A 14,976-nucleotide genomic window follows, 5' to 3' on the forward strand; every position below is an offset into this window, starting at 1 on the left:
AAAGGGCTAAAACGGGTCAAAGTTGAAAAATCAACGGGAGTGTATCGCTTCCGGTAAATGTCTTTGCCCTAATTTTCTTGTCAGTTTAATGAAAGTCTCGGGATCGAGTATCTAGGTGCTCAAAATGCTGGGTGAGATCGATTAATCGCCCTGCAATGACATGTGTGACATTGCCCTCTTTTTCTAATATCCCTTTTACCATTAATATCTTAGCGGTTAAGTAGGCTTGTTTTTGAGCTCTTGCTGTCGCTTTCCAAACAACGACATTGATGTTGCCAGTATCATCTTCTAGGGTGAAAAATGTCACTCCCGCCGCAGTGCCTGGCGACTGCCTTCCTGTGACCAATCCAACCACCGTCACCATGGATTGGTGCTCTTTGTTCATTAGGTCTTTCATGCGAGTGAATGGGCTTAACTGACGCGCATTATCGAGGAGAGTGATGGGGTGCAGGTCGAGAGAGACACCGGTTGAGGAAAGGTCTTCCATTAATGTCTGCATATCACTCGGCGTCTCAAGGCGATGGTTTTGAACAAGGCTATGGCTTTGCATGTTGTCGTCTTCAGTCTCGACCACGTGTTGGAAAAGTGGCAAATCGGTCATGGAATCCATCATACTCCAACGGGCTTGGTAACGATTATGGGCGAATGAGTGCATGGCATTCGCAGAGGCTAATAGCTCTATATCTCGTTTATTGATACCAATGTGTTGCAGCTGAGATGGGGACTGATAACCCTGAGGTGGTCTTGCCTTGATCAATTGTTGCATACCATCTTGCGTAACCCCTTTGATTTGCCGTAATCCTAAACGAATCGCCAACGTAGAGGAATGAGCCACCACAAGGTGATCATAATCTGAATGATTAATGCATACGGGTAATACGGTGATATGGTGCCTCTTGGCGTCTTGAATCAGTTGCGAGGCGGTATAAAAGCCCATCGGTAAGCTATTGAGCAATGACGTATAAAAAGCCTCTGGATAGTAATATTTCAACCAAGCCGAGCAATACGCCAAAACAGCAAATGAGGCGGAATGACTTTCTGGGAATCCGTATTCACCAAACCCACAAATTTGATCGAATATTCTTTCAGCAAAATCGAGTTCATAGCCACGAGCTAACATCCCGTCAATGAGCTTCGTTTTAAATTTGACCAGTTCACCGTTTTTTTTCCATGAGGCCATTGCTCGTCGAAGTTTATCGGCTTCACCGCCACTGAATCCAGCCGCCACCATCGCGAGTTTAATGACCTGCTCTTGAAAAATAGGGACGCCCATTGTGCGAGAAAGCACTTCTTTGACTTCTTCTGATGGGTAGCTGGTGAGCTCAATGCCATCACGCCGTTTCAAAAATGGATGCACCATGTCGCCCTGTATAGGCCCAGGACGAACAATCGCTATTTGAATGACTAGGTCGTAGTAACACTTGGGTTTAAGCCGTGGCAGCATGCTCATTTGCGCTCGTGATTCAATTTGAAACACCCCAACGGTATCGGCGCGTTGTATCATGCCATAGACGTTGGGATCGTCTTCTTTTCGGGTAATATCCGCGATAGAGAGTGATTGACCATGATATTGCTGAATGAGTGAAAAACATTTTCGAATGGCCGTCAGCATACCCAACGCGAGCACATCAACCTTGAGTAGCCCCAGACTTTCTAAATCATCTTTATCCCACTGAATCACCGTACGCTCATCCATTGCTGCGTTTTCAATAGGGACAAGCTCGTACAAAGGGCCAGAGGAAATGACAAAGCCTCCCACGTGCTGAGAGAGGTGACGTGGAAACCCGATGATGTCATTGACGAGCGTAATGAAATGTTCGCCTTTTAATGAATCGGGTTTAAGTCCTAATTCAATAAGTTGAGCCTGCCACCCCAATTGGTGATCTCGTCGGTTAATATTCTTAATGAAAAAATCTAATTGAGTGTCATTAATGCCGAGTGTTTTTCCAATATCTCGAATGGCACTTTTTAAACGATAAGAGATCACCGATGCGGCTAATGCTGCACGCTCTCGACCGTATTTGTTATAAATATATTGAATCACTTCTTCGCGTCTTTCGTGCTCAAAGTCCACATCAATGTCTGGTGGTTCGTTTCTCTCTTTGCTGATGAAGCGTTCAAATAGTACCGAGACTTGCCTTGGATCGACGGAGGTAATTTCAAGGCAATAGCACACGACGGAATTGGCTGCGGATCCTCTTCCTTGGTAAAGAATGCCTTGCCTCTTGGCAAACATAACGATGTCATGAATGGTGAGGAAGAAAAATGCGTACTTGAGTTGTTCAATCAGCATGAGCTCCTTCTCGATTATGTCCTCAATCATGTTGGGTACCCCGTTTGGGAATCGGTGCTTTTTCCCTTGCGCGGTTAGCTGACGTAAATAACCCATTGGGGTCATTTGATTAGGAATGAGCTCACTGGGGTATTCATAGCGCAAAGACGCTAAATCGAACTGACAACGTTGAGCAATATGTTCTGTTTCAGCCAGCCACTCTGGCTTAAATATTCGAGCCAGCTTTTCTTGGCTACGCAGCGCTCTTTCTGTGTTGGTTAACATATGCTCACCGATGGTATCCAGTGTGCTGCCATGTTTAATCGCGGTGAGTGTGTGTTGTAAAGGAAGCCTTGTCGCAGTATGCATTAACACGCCACCGCAAGCGGTGATGGGCAACTGAAACTCGGTGGCTAGTGTTTGGCAGTGCGCGGTGTACTCTTTGTCATTCCCATTGAGGTGACGCTGTAAACCGAGCCATAGCCGATCTGCGTGGTGTTGGTTGAGCCATTTTCCCCAATGGTGGTCGATGGAGTGATGGCAAGGTAACCAAATGATCAAGCAGTGTTGCACCGACATGATGTCCCACTCTGAAAGTTGGTATTCCCCTTTGTTAGCGCGTCTTCTAGCATTGGTGATAATTCGACACAATTCGGCATAGGCTTGTCGGTTAGGGCAAAGCAATACCAACTGGCATTCAGCGTTTAGCCAGAACATGCTGCCAATGATCTGTTTGATAGCAAGATGGTGATCTTTGATGGCAGTGTGCGCTCGAACCACGCCCGCGACAGAGCACTCATCGGTAATCGCGATGGCTTGATAACGTAAAAAGTCAGCCTGAATCACCAACTCTTCCGCATGTGAAGCACCGGTTAAAAAAGAAAAGTTACTCTGACAAAAAAGTTCTGCGTATTTCATATCAACATTAACTAAATTGACCGTGAATAAACCAGTTTTTCTGGTGATCTCGAAAAACCCAAAGCCAGCGACCTTCAGCGCTACGAGCAATGAAATAGTCACGGATCATGTCATTGCCGTCCCACCAACCTGTGACGATGCGTTCAGGCCCACTGATGATATGGGCTTTCTCGGTGAGCGGTTGCGGCGAGGAGTGCATGAACGTCGGGCGGAGACGGGCAGGCATTGATTGAGATCTCATGGGCATGGATTTCATTGACATAGGTTTTATTGAGTTAGATTCCATTGAGTTAGATGTCATTGACCGAGGTTTTGTTGATTCAGGAGGATGACTGGGGTTATAGAGAGTGGTGGACTTCTCTGGTCTTGGGTCATGGGTTGTATGCACTTTATAAAGGGTGTCGTTACCCAGCTTGGCTTGCAGTAAAGAGATCAGTTCTAACTCTGTCTGCTGCCCCTTAAATCCACAAAAAATATCTTGCGTCGCGCTTTGGCGATCACCGTATCGAATAATGACCAGTCTCATACTGTGGGTAGGCGCATTGAGAGCTAATGACTCTAAAGACAAATGGCACAACACCGCCCACTTATCTGAGAGGTAGTCCCCACTTGCTGATGTAAAAGAGATCTTCTGTTCTTTATGATCTCTCAAATACAAGATTAAGCACAGCTCATAAGCTACCTGGCTTCGTAATGTTAAAAATCGCTCTAATTGCTTGAGCAGTCTCATTAATGGTCTTTCAAGCCATTGCACATTATCAATATCAAACAGCAGCTCTAAGTGTCTCTCAAAGGTTTCTGGTGGGTGATAAAAGGTGACCGGATGTTTGAATTGACCCAACAGGCGGCCCACGTAATTCACAAGGTCAATGTTGAAGCGTCTCGCAAGCTCTTGCATAGGCAAAGGGAGGAGCTCTTGAAATGTGCGAATCCCAATACGACGAAGTTGTTCCACTTGTTTTCTATCAAGATCACTGATGGACAGAGGAAGGTGATGAATCTGTGCCATGATCGATTCTTTATCTTCATAAAGGCGGTTTTTTGCCGATTTTGCCAGCAACATTGCCGAGAAAGGGGAAAAGCCGGTGGCGAACTGATAGCGAAAATTAAGCTGTTCAAGGTGCTGACTGGTTATTTGCCAGTAGGTGTCTAAATCGTGGTAGAGAGACAGCATGTTAGACACCTTTAACAGTATCCCTTTGGGTGGAAAAAGGGTGATGTCTGATGTTTTCAAATATAGCCACTGAGCAATGTGAGTTAGCGTTTGTTGTTCTGTTTGAGCGTCATAAGCGTGCACCTGCAAATGGGTACACAAGGTGGCTGCGCTGCCTAATCCCATCCCAATATTGAGGCTCTGATTTAGCGCAGCATCATTGAGCTGCACTATTTGATGTTTCTTTTCATCGACAATCACTAAGGGCGCTTCAGACTGCTCAGAAAACAGCGCATCGAGTTGCAAATGAGGGAAATGTAAATAGAGCCACAGCTGCACGATTCAACCTTGCTTTCGTAACGGGAAAGGAACAATGACTGGGGAAGCTTGATCCAAGGTTAAACTTGGCCATAAGTGATCCATAGAGAGGATAAAACGTCCTTGAGGCCAGCCTCCCTTTCGCTTCGTGATGGTCACTTCGAGCCCATTTCGGTGAGGGAACAGAGTCATACTTAAATTGACGGGAAGCGAAAATCGCCCTTTTTGTGGTGGGCGAAAAATAAATTGTAAGCAGTCGCCTTCTTCACTGGCTACTTGAAGCCGCCTTGCCTGATGAACTTCAAGATCCGCGTTCCATAAAAAGACTCGGCTACACGCGCCACTTCTTAAGCATTGTTCTGCCGCCCATAACGCCTGTTGGTGAGTATGGGGTGAAATAATGAGTACGTTTTTGTTATCAATGCCTTCGGCTTCAAGTTGCTCTGCACACAAATAGCCAGGAGGTTGAATAAAGACCGATAATCGTTTCGATTCTGTTTTTTTAATGTGAGGTAGGATCAAGCGTAATTCTCCAATCCCACTGAGCGATTGAATGTCAACCACGCCATGTTTTGGGTAGCCGCCTTCTAGCTTCTGATCGAGAACATTGAAGCCCGTAGAGAGGTATTCACCTGATACGGGGGTATGGGTACCTTGCCATATCAGCTGATTATTTTTGAGTTTTTCTATCAATTCACACATAAAATCACCTGTATATACATACAGTATATATCATGTATTAAAAGCAGCAATAAAAAGATTGGAATGAGAGTGAATTTGACCCTTGTAAAATGGGTAAGCATCTATGAATTAAGCAGAAATAAATACGCAGAAAATAAAAATGCCTTGCTAAGCGTAACAAGGCATTGTTGATTTTTTAGAGCAACACGGGTGTCATGTTATTTGGGCTGGGCATCAATACATTGACCGTGAATGTCTTTTCCTTCTGGTGCCATTAAGTAAAGGTACAGAGGGATAATATCCTTTGGTGTTTTGAGTAACTCAACATCTTCTGCTGGGAAAGCTTTAGCCCGCATTCCAGTACGAGTGCCGCCAGGGTTGATCGCATTAACACGAACGGGAGAATCGGTTAACTCATCCGCAAGGACTTGCATCATGCCTTCGGTAGCAAACTTCGACATCGCATACGTTCCCCAGTAAGCACGACCCGAATGCCCGACGGTTGAGGTGGTAAAGGTGACACGTGCATCTTCAGATTCCAGCAGCAATGGCAACAGCGCTTGAGTCATCAAAAATTGAGCCTTGACGTTCACTTGCATCACATCATCAAAGGAATCTTCGCCAATTTGAGCGAAAGGGCTGATAACCCCCAAAATACTGGCGTTATGCAAAACACCATCAAGACGACCAAATTGCGTTTGAATCGTGTCGGCCATATCAATGTAGTTCTGTTTTGTTGCCCCTTTCATGTCTAAAGGCACAATGGCTGGCTGAGAGTAACCCGCTTCAACGATTTCATCGTAAGTGTGCTCAAGTTTTTTAACGGTACGGCCAAGCAGAATAACCGTCGCGCCATGTTCGGCAAAACTCATGGCTGCTTGTTTGCCGATGCCTGCGCCAGCGCCTGTAACGAGGATAACTTTGTCTTTGAGGGCGTTTGCAGAAACTGAATAATCCACCGTAAGCTTCCTTATTGTCGTGATTTTATTTTTTTCTATGCGATAAGACGGTTACAATAACCGAGTAGAACGAACAATACACTAATTCGTACATTTGAGGATAATGACATTGGAATTTTTGTTGGACTATGGCCTATTTTTGGCCAAGATTGCGACTGTCGTCGTCGCGATTATTGCGATTTTAGTGATAGCTAAAGCCGTTGGTGGTAAAGGCAGCGGTGATAAGGGTGAGCTAGAGATTACAAATTTGACCGAACAGCACAAAGCACGTGTTGAACAACTTGAGCATCACTTACATGATGACGCTTTTCTTAAAGCTCGCGATAAAGCCGAGAAGAAAAACGACAAAGAAAAAACAAAATCTCGTGAGAAAGAGATAAAACAAGCCGTCAAAAAGGGTGAGTTGGATGCGAAACGAGAGTCGCATTTATTTGTATTGGACTTTAATGGCAGCATTGATGCAAAAGAAGTGGCGTCATTACGCGAAGAAGTGACGGCTATTTTGGCGGTGGCGCGAAAAGGCGATGAAGTTTTATTACGTTTAGAGTCTGGTGGTGGCATGGTACATGGCTATGGCTTGGCATCGTCTCAACTTGATCGTATTAAAGCAGCGGGCTTACCACTGAGTATTTCGGTTGATAAAGTCGCTGCGAGTGGCGGTTATATGATGGCGTGTATCGCGGATAAAATTATCTCAGCACCGTTTGCCATTGTTGGGTCGATCGGTGTGATCGCTCAGCTCCCAAATTTCAATAAACTGCTTAAAAAGCATGATATTGAATTTGAACAGTTAACGGCAGGCGAGTACAAACGTACATTGACCATGTTTGGTGAAAACAGCGATAAAGCCCGTGATAAGTTCAAGCAAGAGCTAGAAGAAACACATGGCTTATTTAAAGACTTCATTCGTGAACGTCGCCCTGAACTCGATCTTGAGAAAGTGGCAACGGGCGAACACTGGTTTGGCACACAGGCGAAAGAGCTTGGCTTGGTTGATGAGATCAGAACGTCTGATGATGTTGTCGTGGAAGCGTGTAAAGATAAAACCGTTCTGTCTATTCATTATGTGCAGAAAAAGAAGCTCACCGACAAATTAGCTGGCGTTGCCGGTGAAGCCGCAGACAATGTATTAATGAAACTGATTAGCCGCGGTCAAAAGCCGATTATTTAATTAAAGCTGATTGTTTAATGAAAACAATGCAATAAAAAGAGCCATTCAAGTTTAAACGCCTAGCCAGAACACTTAACAGTGAATGACGGTTAGGCGTTTTTGTTTCTACCATACCAATAAGAGAAGTAAGCGAGTAAAAGCCCAGAGACGGCACCAAATAAGTGAGATTCAATGGCAACACGAGCATCAATCAAACCACTTGTCACGGTGGACGCACCAAAACTGAATTCCCATACTATCTTCGCCATTAATCCGAACACTAACAATCCACTGCTTTTTCGGCCGTGTAAGCTTTCGCGTAGGGCGTAGTAGCCAAAGAGCCCGTGTAACGATCCGGATAACCCCGCATAGAGCTGCATGTCGGTAAATAGGTTGCCAATGCCAACGGCCATACTGGTTAGCAGTAGAGGGAAGAGCAGGGTTGGAAGGCTAGGTTTAAAAATGAAGCCAATAAACCATAATCCAATAAGATTCATGGCCCAATGAGCAAAGTTGGTGTGAGTGAAATTTCCTGTTAGGATCCGCCACCATTGTCCAGAATGAATGGCCGTAGCATTCCATTCAACGTAAGAGTGTAATGGCTCAAATTGTAAGCCTAAGCAGATAATGCTGATGACAGATAAAAGAAGGTAAACGCGCAAGATATGTACCGATATTGTTTAGAATGTGGAAAATCACACAAAGCTTGTATTTGTCGTTGGATCAAAAGACTACCATCGAATGTGGAATTGATCATCCTACAACATTCTAGCGAAGTACAAAGACCGATGGGAACGGCGAAAATTTTGACGCTATCTTTGGAGAACAGCCACAGTTTTATTGGTGAAGACTTTAGCCAGGATCGTCAACTCAACGCGTTATTGAATGATGCCGATTACGCCCATTACATTATGTACCCCTGTGATCAATCACGCTGTGTTTCAACATTACTCGCCGATGATGCCGGGCAAGACCGAGATGAAGAAAGGAGTGATGGTAATCCAGCAAAGCTGCGAGTTATTTTGCTGGATGGCACATGGAAGAAAGCGTACAAAATGTGGCAATTGTCCGCTAACTTACATGATCTTCCAATGTTGCATTTACCTAAAGGGCTGAAAGGAAACTACCGTATCCGAAAAGCGCCGAGTGACAATAGCCTATCTACGGTGGAAGCTGGGTATCACTTACTCAGTATTTTGCAGCCAGAGCAAGATTTCTCACCGCTACTGACCACTTTTGACAACATGATTCAATTTCAAATAGATCAGATGCCAGAAGGGGTTTTTGAGCGAAACTATCTCCGTAGCCTTAATGATTAGCTTAACTCCGTAGATTTTCATTTTATGTGTTGGAAAACAGTTGTTGATGAAGCCGTTGCGCGTGGCCATCGGTCATTGCGGAAATATAGTCAGCGATCACTCGCAGTTTTTGGCTAGGGTCTCCTTTCGAGAGTTGCCACTTACTTTTTTCAACGTCGGGAAGTAGGCGTTCCGCGTTGGGACTGAGCGCTTCAAACAAATCCATAATAATTTGTTGGCCCTTGTATTCCACAATCTGTACTTGCGGAATTTGAATAACGTACTGGCTGACAAAGTGCTTTAAGATATTCAGCGCTTTACTCATATTCACATCTAAATACGCATTATAGGCCAGTAAATGGGTCTCAAAATCAGCATCGACGGGTTGAATGGTGACACTGGTGAGTAGCGCGTTCACCATGCCGCCGATAGCGTCTTTACGTTGATGGTGTTTTCCAGAGAAGAGCATCTCAGTAATCGAGGCAATATGCGCTTCAAACCAAGGCTCACCACACTCTGATAATCGACTGGCTGCGGCTTCTACCCATTGGTTTCGATTAATCATGCCAAGCGCAATGGCATCTTCAAGATCGTGAACACCGTAGGCAATATCATCGGCCAATTCCATGATGGAGCAATCTAAAGATTTGAAACGAGTTTTGCTGTGTTGGTGGCTCGATAAAGGGGCGCTGCGAAGTTCGCACAGTAACGCTTGATCTTTTTTTGAAAGGGGTTTGATGACCCAATCAAAGAAATGCTTATCGCAGTCATAAATACCTTTAGCAGGAAGCCAGTCGGTCGCTTTTAACCGGCGCTGATCAAACGTCGCTTTAGGCTTTGTTTTGGCTTGAGTCTGGCTCAAAAAGGCCGGGTACTTAATCAGCCCCAATAAGGCTCTGCGAGACAAATTCATACCAAAATGTTCGGTATAAGGTTCGAGCTGAGTGACAATGCGGAAGGTTTGCGCATTACCCTCAAATCCCCCATGATTACGCATCATATAATTGAGAGCGATTTCTCCCCCGTGTCCATAGGGAGGGTGCCCAATATCATGCGCTAAGCAGAGAGAATCGATAAGGCTGTCTGAGGGAAGTAAGTCTTTAAATTCAGGCTGTTTCTTTTTCAACTGAGCGACAATGCCAGTGCCGAGTTGTGCCGCTTCTAAGGAATGAGTCAAACGGGTACGGTGAAAGTCATCCACACTATTACCATGTACCTGAGTTTTGGCCTGTAGTCGCCTAAACGCGGCAGAATGTAAAATGCGCGCTCGATCACGTTGGTATGGGCTTCGGTGATCATCGCGCCTAATTTTATGTTCATCATCGTGTCTATCTTGCCAAAGAAGGCTGATCTCTGTATCCATGCCTACCGTCCTTTTTCCTGGATGCTTATCACCGAAATACATGGCTCCCGATTGCGATAATAACAATAGCGGTCACCTCTAAGCTAATGTACGGTCATTCCGGTAGTTTACAAGCTCATTCATAAGGATAGGTTTAGAAAAATAATATCCTTGACCTAAATTGCATTGGTATTCATTGAGTTTTTGGTATTGCTCTAGAGATTCAATGCCTTCTGCGACCACTTTTAATGAGTGTGAATCACCAATCGCGATAATGGCTTTAATCAAGGCGTCACTTTGCTTGCTGACTAATAGCTTATCGATGAAACTTCGGTCGATCTTTATCTCCGTTATTGGCAGATTAGACAGGTAGCTGAGTGATGAGAACCCAGTGCCAAAATCATCCAAAGAAATAGAGAAGTGACTCTCGCGAAGTTGTTTGAGTATAGGTGTGACTATCTCCAAATCATTAATCAACACATTTTCAGTGATTTCAACCGTGATTCGGTGTCGATCAATACCCAGCCTATCCACCGTTGATGTTAAATCGTGAATGAAATTTTTGGCGATCAGTTGGCTAGGTGACACATTGATTGACAGAGCAAGGCTGTCATCACCATTTGGATAGTGATTGATGATCTCTTGGCACGAGCGTTCAATAACAAATAGGCCCACTTCGTGGATAAGCCCGATCTCTTCGGCTTTTCGGATAAGCTCAACAGGGGACACATGGCCAAGCAACGGATTATTCCAGCGAATCAGTGCTTCAACACTCTGTAACTTCCCTGTGTTTAAGTCGATTTGTGGTTGGTACACCATGTAGAGTTCCCCAAGCTTTAGAGCGCAGCGAAGCTCATTCTCAAGGCTTAATTCATACTGGACTTGGCGGTTGATAGATTCATCATAGAATAATACGTTCCCTTTCTTACGGGCTTTTGATGTGTAAAGTGCCGTATCGGCCTTAGCAATAAGATCTTCTGCGTCACGAGCATCTTGCGGGTAGATGGAGACACCCACACTGCAACTCGATGAAATAACTTTACCGGCGATCAGAAACTCTTCCTGGAAGATCTGACAAATCTCGACACCTCGATTTTCCGCTTCTAAGACATTAGAAAGGTTAGAAAAACAGAAGACGAATTCATCGCCACCAAACCGAGCCACGATTTCATTCTGGTTAAGCAAGGTTTCAAATTTCGCCCCTATTTGCGCCAAAAGTTGGTCGCCAGTTGAATGCCCAAAGGCATCATTGACTTTCTTAAAATCATCGAGGTCAACAAACATGATGGCGGTGTATTTTCCATTCCCCTGACACTGCTTAATTTGCTGATTAATAAAGTCGATAAGGAAGACCCGATTGGGCAGTTTAGTTAAGCTATCGTGAAGCGCGAGATATTGAAGCTGATTTTTGGTTTCTTCTAACTCGTGGAAATCTTGGTTAATCTTATGCTGTAAGCGTAAAAATCGACGGCCAACCGTATTACCAATAAATAAAGACAAAGCCGCCAATACCAGCGAAACCACTATACCTAGAAAAGTGATCTTCAATACTTCTTCCGAATTTTTTTGCTGGATCAACGCTTCTCTTTCTGCAAGAAAGCTGTCTATTTTTTCGGTATACACACCAGTGCCGATTACCCAGTCCCAATCGGGCAGGTAATTCACATAGCTGAGTTTATCGGGTGTCATGGTGCCAACAGGGGTATAACTGGATTGGTATTCGACAAAGCCGCCACCATTACGCGCTTGATTAATCAGTTCTTGTACGTAATACGTTCCGTTACCATCTTGGGCATCCAGCCTACCCACCCCTATCAGGGATTGATTGGGGTGCGAGATCAATTCGCCGTTACTGTTCATAATAAAGATGTAACCACCTTCACCATAACTGTAATCTGAAAACCGTTGTATTAGACGATGTTGAATATCCTCTTCGACATCCACAACATACTCACCTGCTCCGATGAACCAGTCAAAGGGTTCAAATAGTGAGAGGTAGCCGATTTTATCAAACTCTTGATCAATGGCGTCGGGTTTAACCCACCACCAGCGGTGAAATGCTTGTGTTTGTGTTTGCGCTAGCTCTGCCGAGTCTCTGATGACATAGGCGCCGCGAGCATCTTGCAAATCCCAAAGCGATTTTCCTTCAACATGAGGCAAAATGGGGTGCATAACATTGGTGCCATCGAGTTGATAGATGAAAAAGTATCCGCGATCATTATTAAAGCGTATCGGCCTTAGCGCATCTGTGATCATTTTACTGACGATGGATTTGTCGAGGTGTTGGTTTTGAGCATAAATATTATTTGCCGCCGCCACTGCTTCATCAACCCGGTTTTTGATGTCGTTTTTTAGGATGTTCTCTGTGTTTGATTTTTCAAATTCAATTTGTTCTATGACATTCGCCACTCGGTATTGGATTGTGTCACGCTGTGTTTGATAAAACCCAGTATGAAGGGTGGCAAGATCTTCTTTTAAGGCCGTTCGATTGGCTGATAACACGATAGTAATGAGTACCAGAAGAGAAAGCCCAATGATGACCATTGGTAAGTACTTAATTAACCGAAGTAATTTTTGGTCGCTCGTTATTGACACATAATACCTATAAATTTGTAATCAAAGTTTCTAGTGATTAATCAAAGTGTAGCTAAGTCTTATCAAAACGGTGGACAATTACGTTATTTCGTCCAGTGATAATTCAAAACTTGGAGCGAAGGTATTCAAAAAATACATCATCTCTTCGGTTCGTCGTTCTTTTAGTGTGATATCAAGACGTTTTTTGGCTAGTGCGTATTCATGGTTGCCGGCACTGAGTTCTTCTAAACACTTGAGATAAGCACAGATGGTATCCGCTTGTTTGACGATCGCCGCATCTTCAGGGTGTGCTTCTTGGGTGACAAGATAGGGAGCGAAGTCTTGTTGAAATTCCTCTGGCAGCATCGATAATAATTTTTGCTCTGCTGCCGCTTCGATTTTCTTATATTCCTTGGCTATCTCTTCGTTGTAATACTTAACCGGGGTAGGGAGGTCGCCAGTGAGTACTTCACTGGTGTCATGGTACATTCCCAAAATGGCGATGCGTTCCGGGTTGAGTTGACCATTGAATTTTTTATTTTTAATCACGGCGAGAGCATGGGCGACAAACCCTACTTGAAGGCTATGCTCGGAAATGTTTTCGGTAGAGACCGAACGCATTAACGGCCAGCGTTGAATCAGTTTCATACGAGCGAGATGCGCGAAAAAGTGGCTTTCTTTTGGGGAATCATTCTCTTTCATAATAATAAACATCCTTGAATATCATTAAATTATCCTGAGCTTAGGGAGCTAGGGTGTGTTGATCTTTCGCGGTTAACTTTTGTACAAATCAGCTCGAAAGATCCACACGTCCTAGACTATATGAACTTCATCCAAACAAAAATGGACACTCTCTCAGTCTATGAAAAAGTATCCATTTAGAAACACGAAATGGGATGTATCGCTACTGTAGCCTATGTACTTATTGGCTATAGGTTGAAAGGAATCGTTCAAATCGTCCGATGGCGATTTCTAGGTCTTCAACATGAGGCAGAGTGACGATTCGGAAATGGTCCGGTTTTGGCCAATTAAAGCCAGTCCCCTGTACCAGCAAGACTTTTTCTTGAATCAAGAAGTCGAGCACCATCTTTTGATCATCTTTGATGCGGTATTTTTTTGTGTCAATTTTTGGGAACAGATACATTGCCCCTTTTGGCTTAACGCAAGAAACGCCTGGGATTTGATTAATCAGTTCCCATGCTCGGTCACGTTGCTCTAATAGACGCCCACCAGGCAAGATAAGTTCATTGATACTCTGGTACCCGCCAAGTGCTGTCTGTATCGCATGTTGCATCGGAACATTGGCGCACAAACGCATGGAAGCGAGCATTTCTAAGCCTGAAATATAGCCTTTAGCAAGGTGCTTAGGCCCAGTTAAGAACATCCAACCGCCACGGAAGCCACAGACTCGATACGCTTTTGATAGCCCATTAAAGGTAACAACCAGAACATCCTCGGTGAGTGTCGCAACAGAAGTGTGAGTGGCGCCATCGTAGAGCACTTTGTCGTAAATCTCATCAGCGAAAATGATCAGCTTGTGCTTACGAGCAATTTCAATCACTTCCAGTAAAAAATCACGGCTATAAACCGCGCCAGTGGGGTTGTTTGGATTAATTAAAACAATGCCACGCGTTTTAGGACCAATCTTCTTTTTTATATCGTCAAGATCAGGGTACCAATCAGACTCCTCATCACACATGTAATGAACGGCCTTACCCCCTGAAAGAGCAACAGAAGCGGTCCATAAAGGGTAATCAGGCGCTGGTACCAGCATTTCATCGCCATTATTGAGCAACGCCTGCATCGCCATGACAATCAACTCGGACACACCATTACCGATATAAACGTCTTCCACATCCAAAGAGTGGATGCCTTTCCGTTGGTAATGTTGAACCACCGCTTTGCGAGCGGAGTAGATACCTTTCGAATCACAATAGCCTTGAGACGTTGGAAGATTACGAATGACATCAACAAGAATTTCATCTGGGGCATCGAAACCAAATGGGGCGGGATTACCAATATTCAGTTTAAGAATTTTATGCCCCTCCTCTTCCATGCGTTTAGCATGTTTGAGTACTGGACCCCTAATGTCGTAGCAGACATTATCGAGTTTTGATGACATCTCGATATTTTGCATTGCATAATCCCTAAAAATGATTCAATTCTATATTTAAAGTATCTCAATTTCGGGTTTGATAGAATGAAAATCTAGTATTTATTTTAATGATGATTGATCTTTGTACGTTTCTTATCACAGGAATATGTAAAAAAAGGGCGACAGCCTTGATTTGAGCGGAGTCTGTAAATAAAG

Annotated in this window: 11 protein-coding genes; 2 read left to right on the forward strand and 9 right to left on the reverse strand. The window is 44.2% G+C overall.

Going from position 1 to position 14,976, the window contains the following annotated elements:
• Positions 1 to 85: 85 nt before the first annotated feature.
• From QF117_RS11140 to QF117_RS11155, 4 genes are all read right to left on the reverse strand, one after another.
• Positions 86 to 3,190 carry an error-prone DNA polymerase gene (locus QF117_RS11140; RefSeq protein ID WP_282389464.1) on the reverse strand — a complete coding sequence of 1,035 codons (3,105 nt, stop codon included), beginning with the start codon at positions 3,188 to 3,190 and terminating at the stop codon, positions 86 to 88.
• Between the two features lie 7 nt (positions 3,191 to 3,197).
• Positions 3,198 to 4,682, reverse strand: a complete 1,485-nt coding sequence (locus QF117_RS11145; protein ID WP_282388985.1) for a DNA polymerase Y family protein — start codon at positions 4,680 to 4,682, stop codon at positions 3,198 to 3,200.
• A gap of 3 nt (positions 4,683 to 4,685) precedes the next feature.
• Positions 4,686 to 5,363, reverse strand: a complete 678-nt coding sequence (gene imuA / locus QF117_RS11150; protein WP_282388986.1) for a translesion DNA synthesis-associated protein ImuA — start codon at positions 5,361 to 5,363, stop codon at positions 4,686 to 4,688.
• Positions 5,364 to 5,560: 197 nt separating this feature from the next.
• On the reverse strand, positions 5,561 to 6,301 hold the full coding sequence (locus QF117_RS11155) for a YciK family oxidoreductase (RefSeq protein WP_282388987.1): 741 nt from the start codon (positions 6,299 to 6,301) through the stop codon (positions 5,561 to 5,563).
• 109 nt (positions 6,302 to 6,410) lie between these two features.
• On the opposite strand from QF117_RS11155, the gene sohB reads away from it, so the two are divergent.
• On the forward strand, positions 6,411 to 7,472 hold the full coding sequence (gene sohB / locus QF117_RS11160) for a protease SohB (RefSeq protein ID WP_282389465.1): 1,062 nt from the start codon (positions 6,411 to 6,413) through the stop codon (positions 7,470 to 7,472).
• Between the two features lie 89 nt (positions 7,473 to 7,561).
• On the opposite strand, the gene rrtA is transcribed toward sohB, so the two are convergent.
• Positions 7,562 to 8,113: a rhombosortase gene (gene rrtA, locus QF117_RS11165; protein WP_282388988.1), complete on the reverse strand. Its 552-nt coding sequence runs from the start codon at positions 8,111 to 8,113 to the stop codon at positions 7,562 to 7,564.
• Positions 8,114 to 8,116: 3 nt separating this feature from the next.
• On the opposite strand from rrtA, the gene QF117_RS11170 reads away from it, so the two are divergent.
• Positions 8,117 to 8,770 (forward strand): DTW domain-containing protein, encoded by a 654-nt coding sequence (locus QF117_RS11170; protein ID WP_282388989.1) that lies wholly within the window; start codon positions 8,117 to 8,119, stop codon positions 8,768 to 8,770.
• 22 nt (positions 8,771 to 8,792) lie between these two features.
• Here QF117_RS11170 and QF117_RS11175 read toward each other — a convergent pair whose 3' ends face one another.
• The 4 genes from QF117_RS11175 to QF117_RS11190 form a co-directional block, all read right to left on the reverse strand.
• Positions 8,793 to 10,112 (reverse strand): anti-phage deoxyguanosine triphosphatase, encoded by a 1,320-nt coding sequence (locus QF117_RS11175; RefSeq protein WP_282389466.1) that lies wholly within the window; start codon positions 10,110 to 10,112, stop codon positions 8,793 to 8,795.
• Between the two features lie 78 nt (positions 10,113 to 10,190).
• On the reverse strand, positions 10,191 to 12,686 hold the full coding sequence (locus QF117_RS11180) for a cache domain-containing protein (protein ID WP_282388990.1): 2,496 nt from the start codon (positions 12,684 to 12,686) through the stop codon (positions 10,191 to 10,193).
• A 78-nt stretch (positions 12,687 to 12,764) separates the two neighbouring features.
• Positions 12,765 to 13,379, reverse strand: a complete 615-nt coding sequence (yfbR, locus tag QF117_RS11185) for a 5'-deoxynucleotidase (protein ID WP_282388991.1) — start codon at positions 13,377 to 13,379, stop codon at positions 12,765 to 12,767.
• A 208-nt stretch (positions 13,380 to 13,587) separates the two neighbouring features.
• Positions 13,588 to 14,802 carry a pyridoxal phosphate-dependent aminotransferase gene (locus QF117_RS11190; RefSeq protein WP_282388992.1) on the reverse strand — a complete coding sequence of 405 codons (1,215 nt, stop codon included), beginning with the start codon at positions 14,800 to 14,802 and terminating at the stop codon, positions 13,588 to 13,590.
• Between the last annotated feature and the right edge of the window lie 174 nt (positions 14,803 to 14,976).

The sequence above is a fragment of the Vibrio sp. YMD68 genome (assembly GCF_029958905.1).
GTDB lineage: Bacteria > Pseudomonadota > Gammaproteobacteria > Enterobacterales > Vibrionaceae > Vibrio.

What these genes read in the sequence shown, in the direction of transcription:
- QF117_RS11175 (WP_282389466.1), bottom strand. Translation starts at nt 10,112, where the DNA reads ATGGATACAGAGATCAGCCTTCTTTGGCAAGATAGACACGATGATGAA.
- QF117_RS11190 (WP_282388992.1), bottom strand. Translation starts at nt 14,802, where the DNA reads ATGCAAAATATCGAGATGTCATCAAAACTCGATAATGTCTGCTACGAC.
- imuA (WP_282388986.1), bottom strand. Translation starts at nt 5,363, where the DNA reads ATGTGTGAATTGATAGAAAAACTCAAAAATAATCAGCTGATATGGCAA.
- QF117_RS11140 (WP_282389464.1), bottom strand. Translation starts at nt 3,190, where the DNA reads ATGAAATACGCAGAACTTTTTTGTCAGAGTAACTTTTCTTTTTTAACC.
- QF117_RS11170 (WP_282388989.1), top strand. Translation starts at nt 8,117, where the DNA reads ATGTACCGATATTGTTTAGAATGTGGAAAATCACACAAAGCTTGTATT.
- yfbR (WP_282388991.1), bottom strand. Translation starts at nt 13,379, where the DNA reads ATGTTTATTATTATGAAAGAGAATGATTCCCCAAAAGAAAGCCACTTT.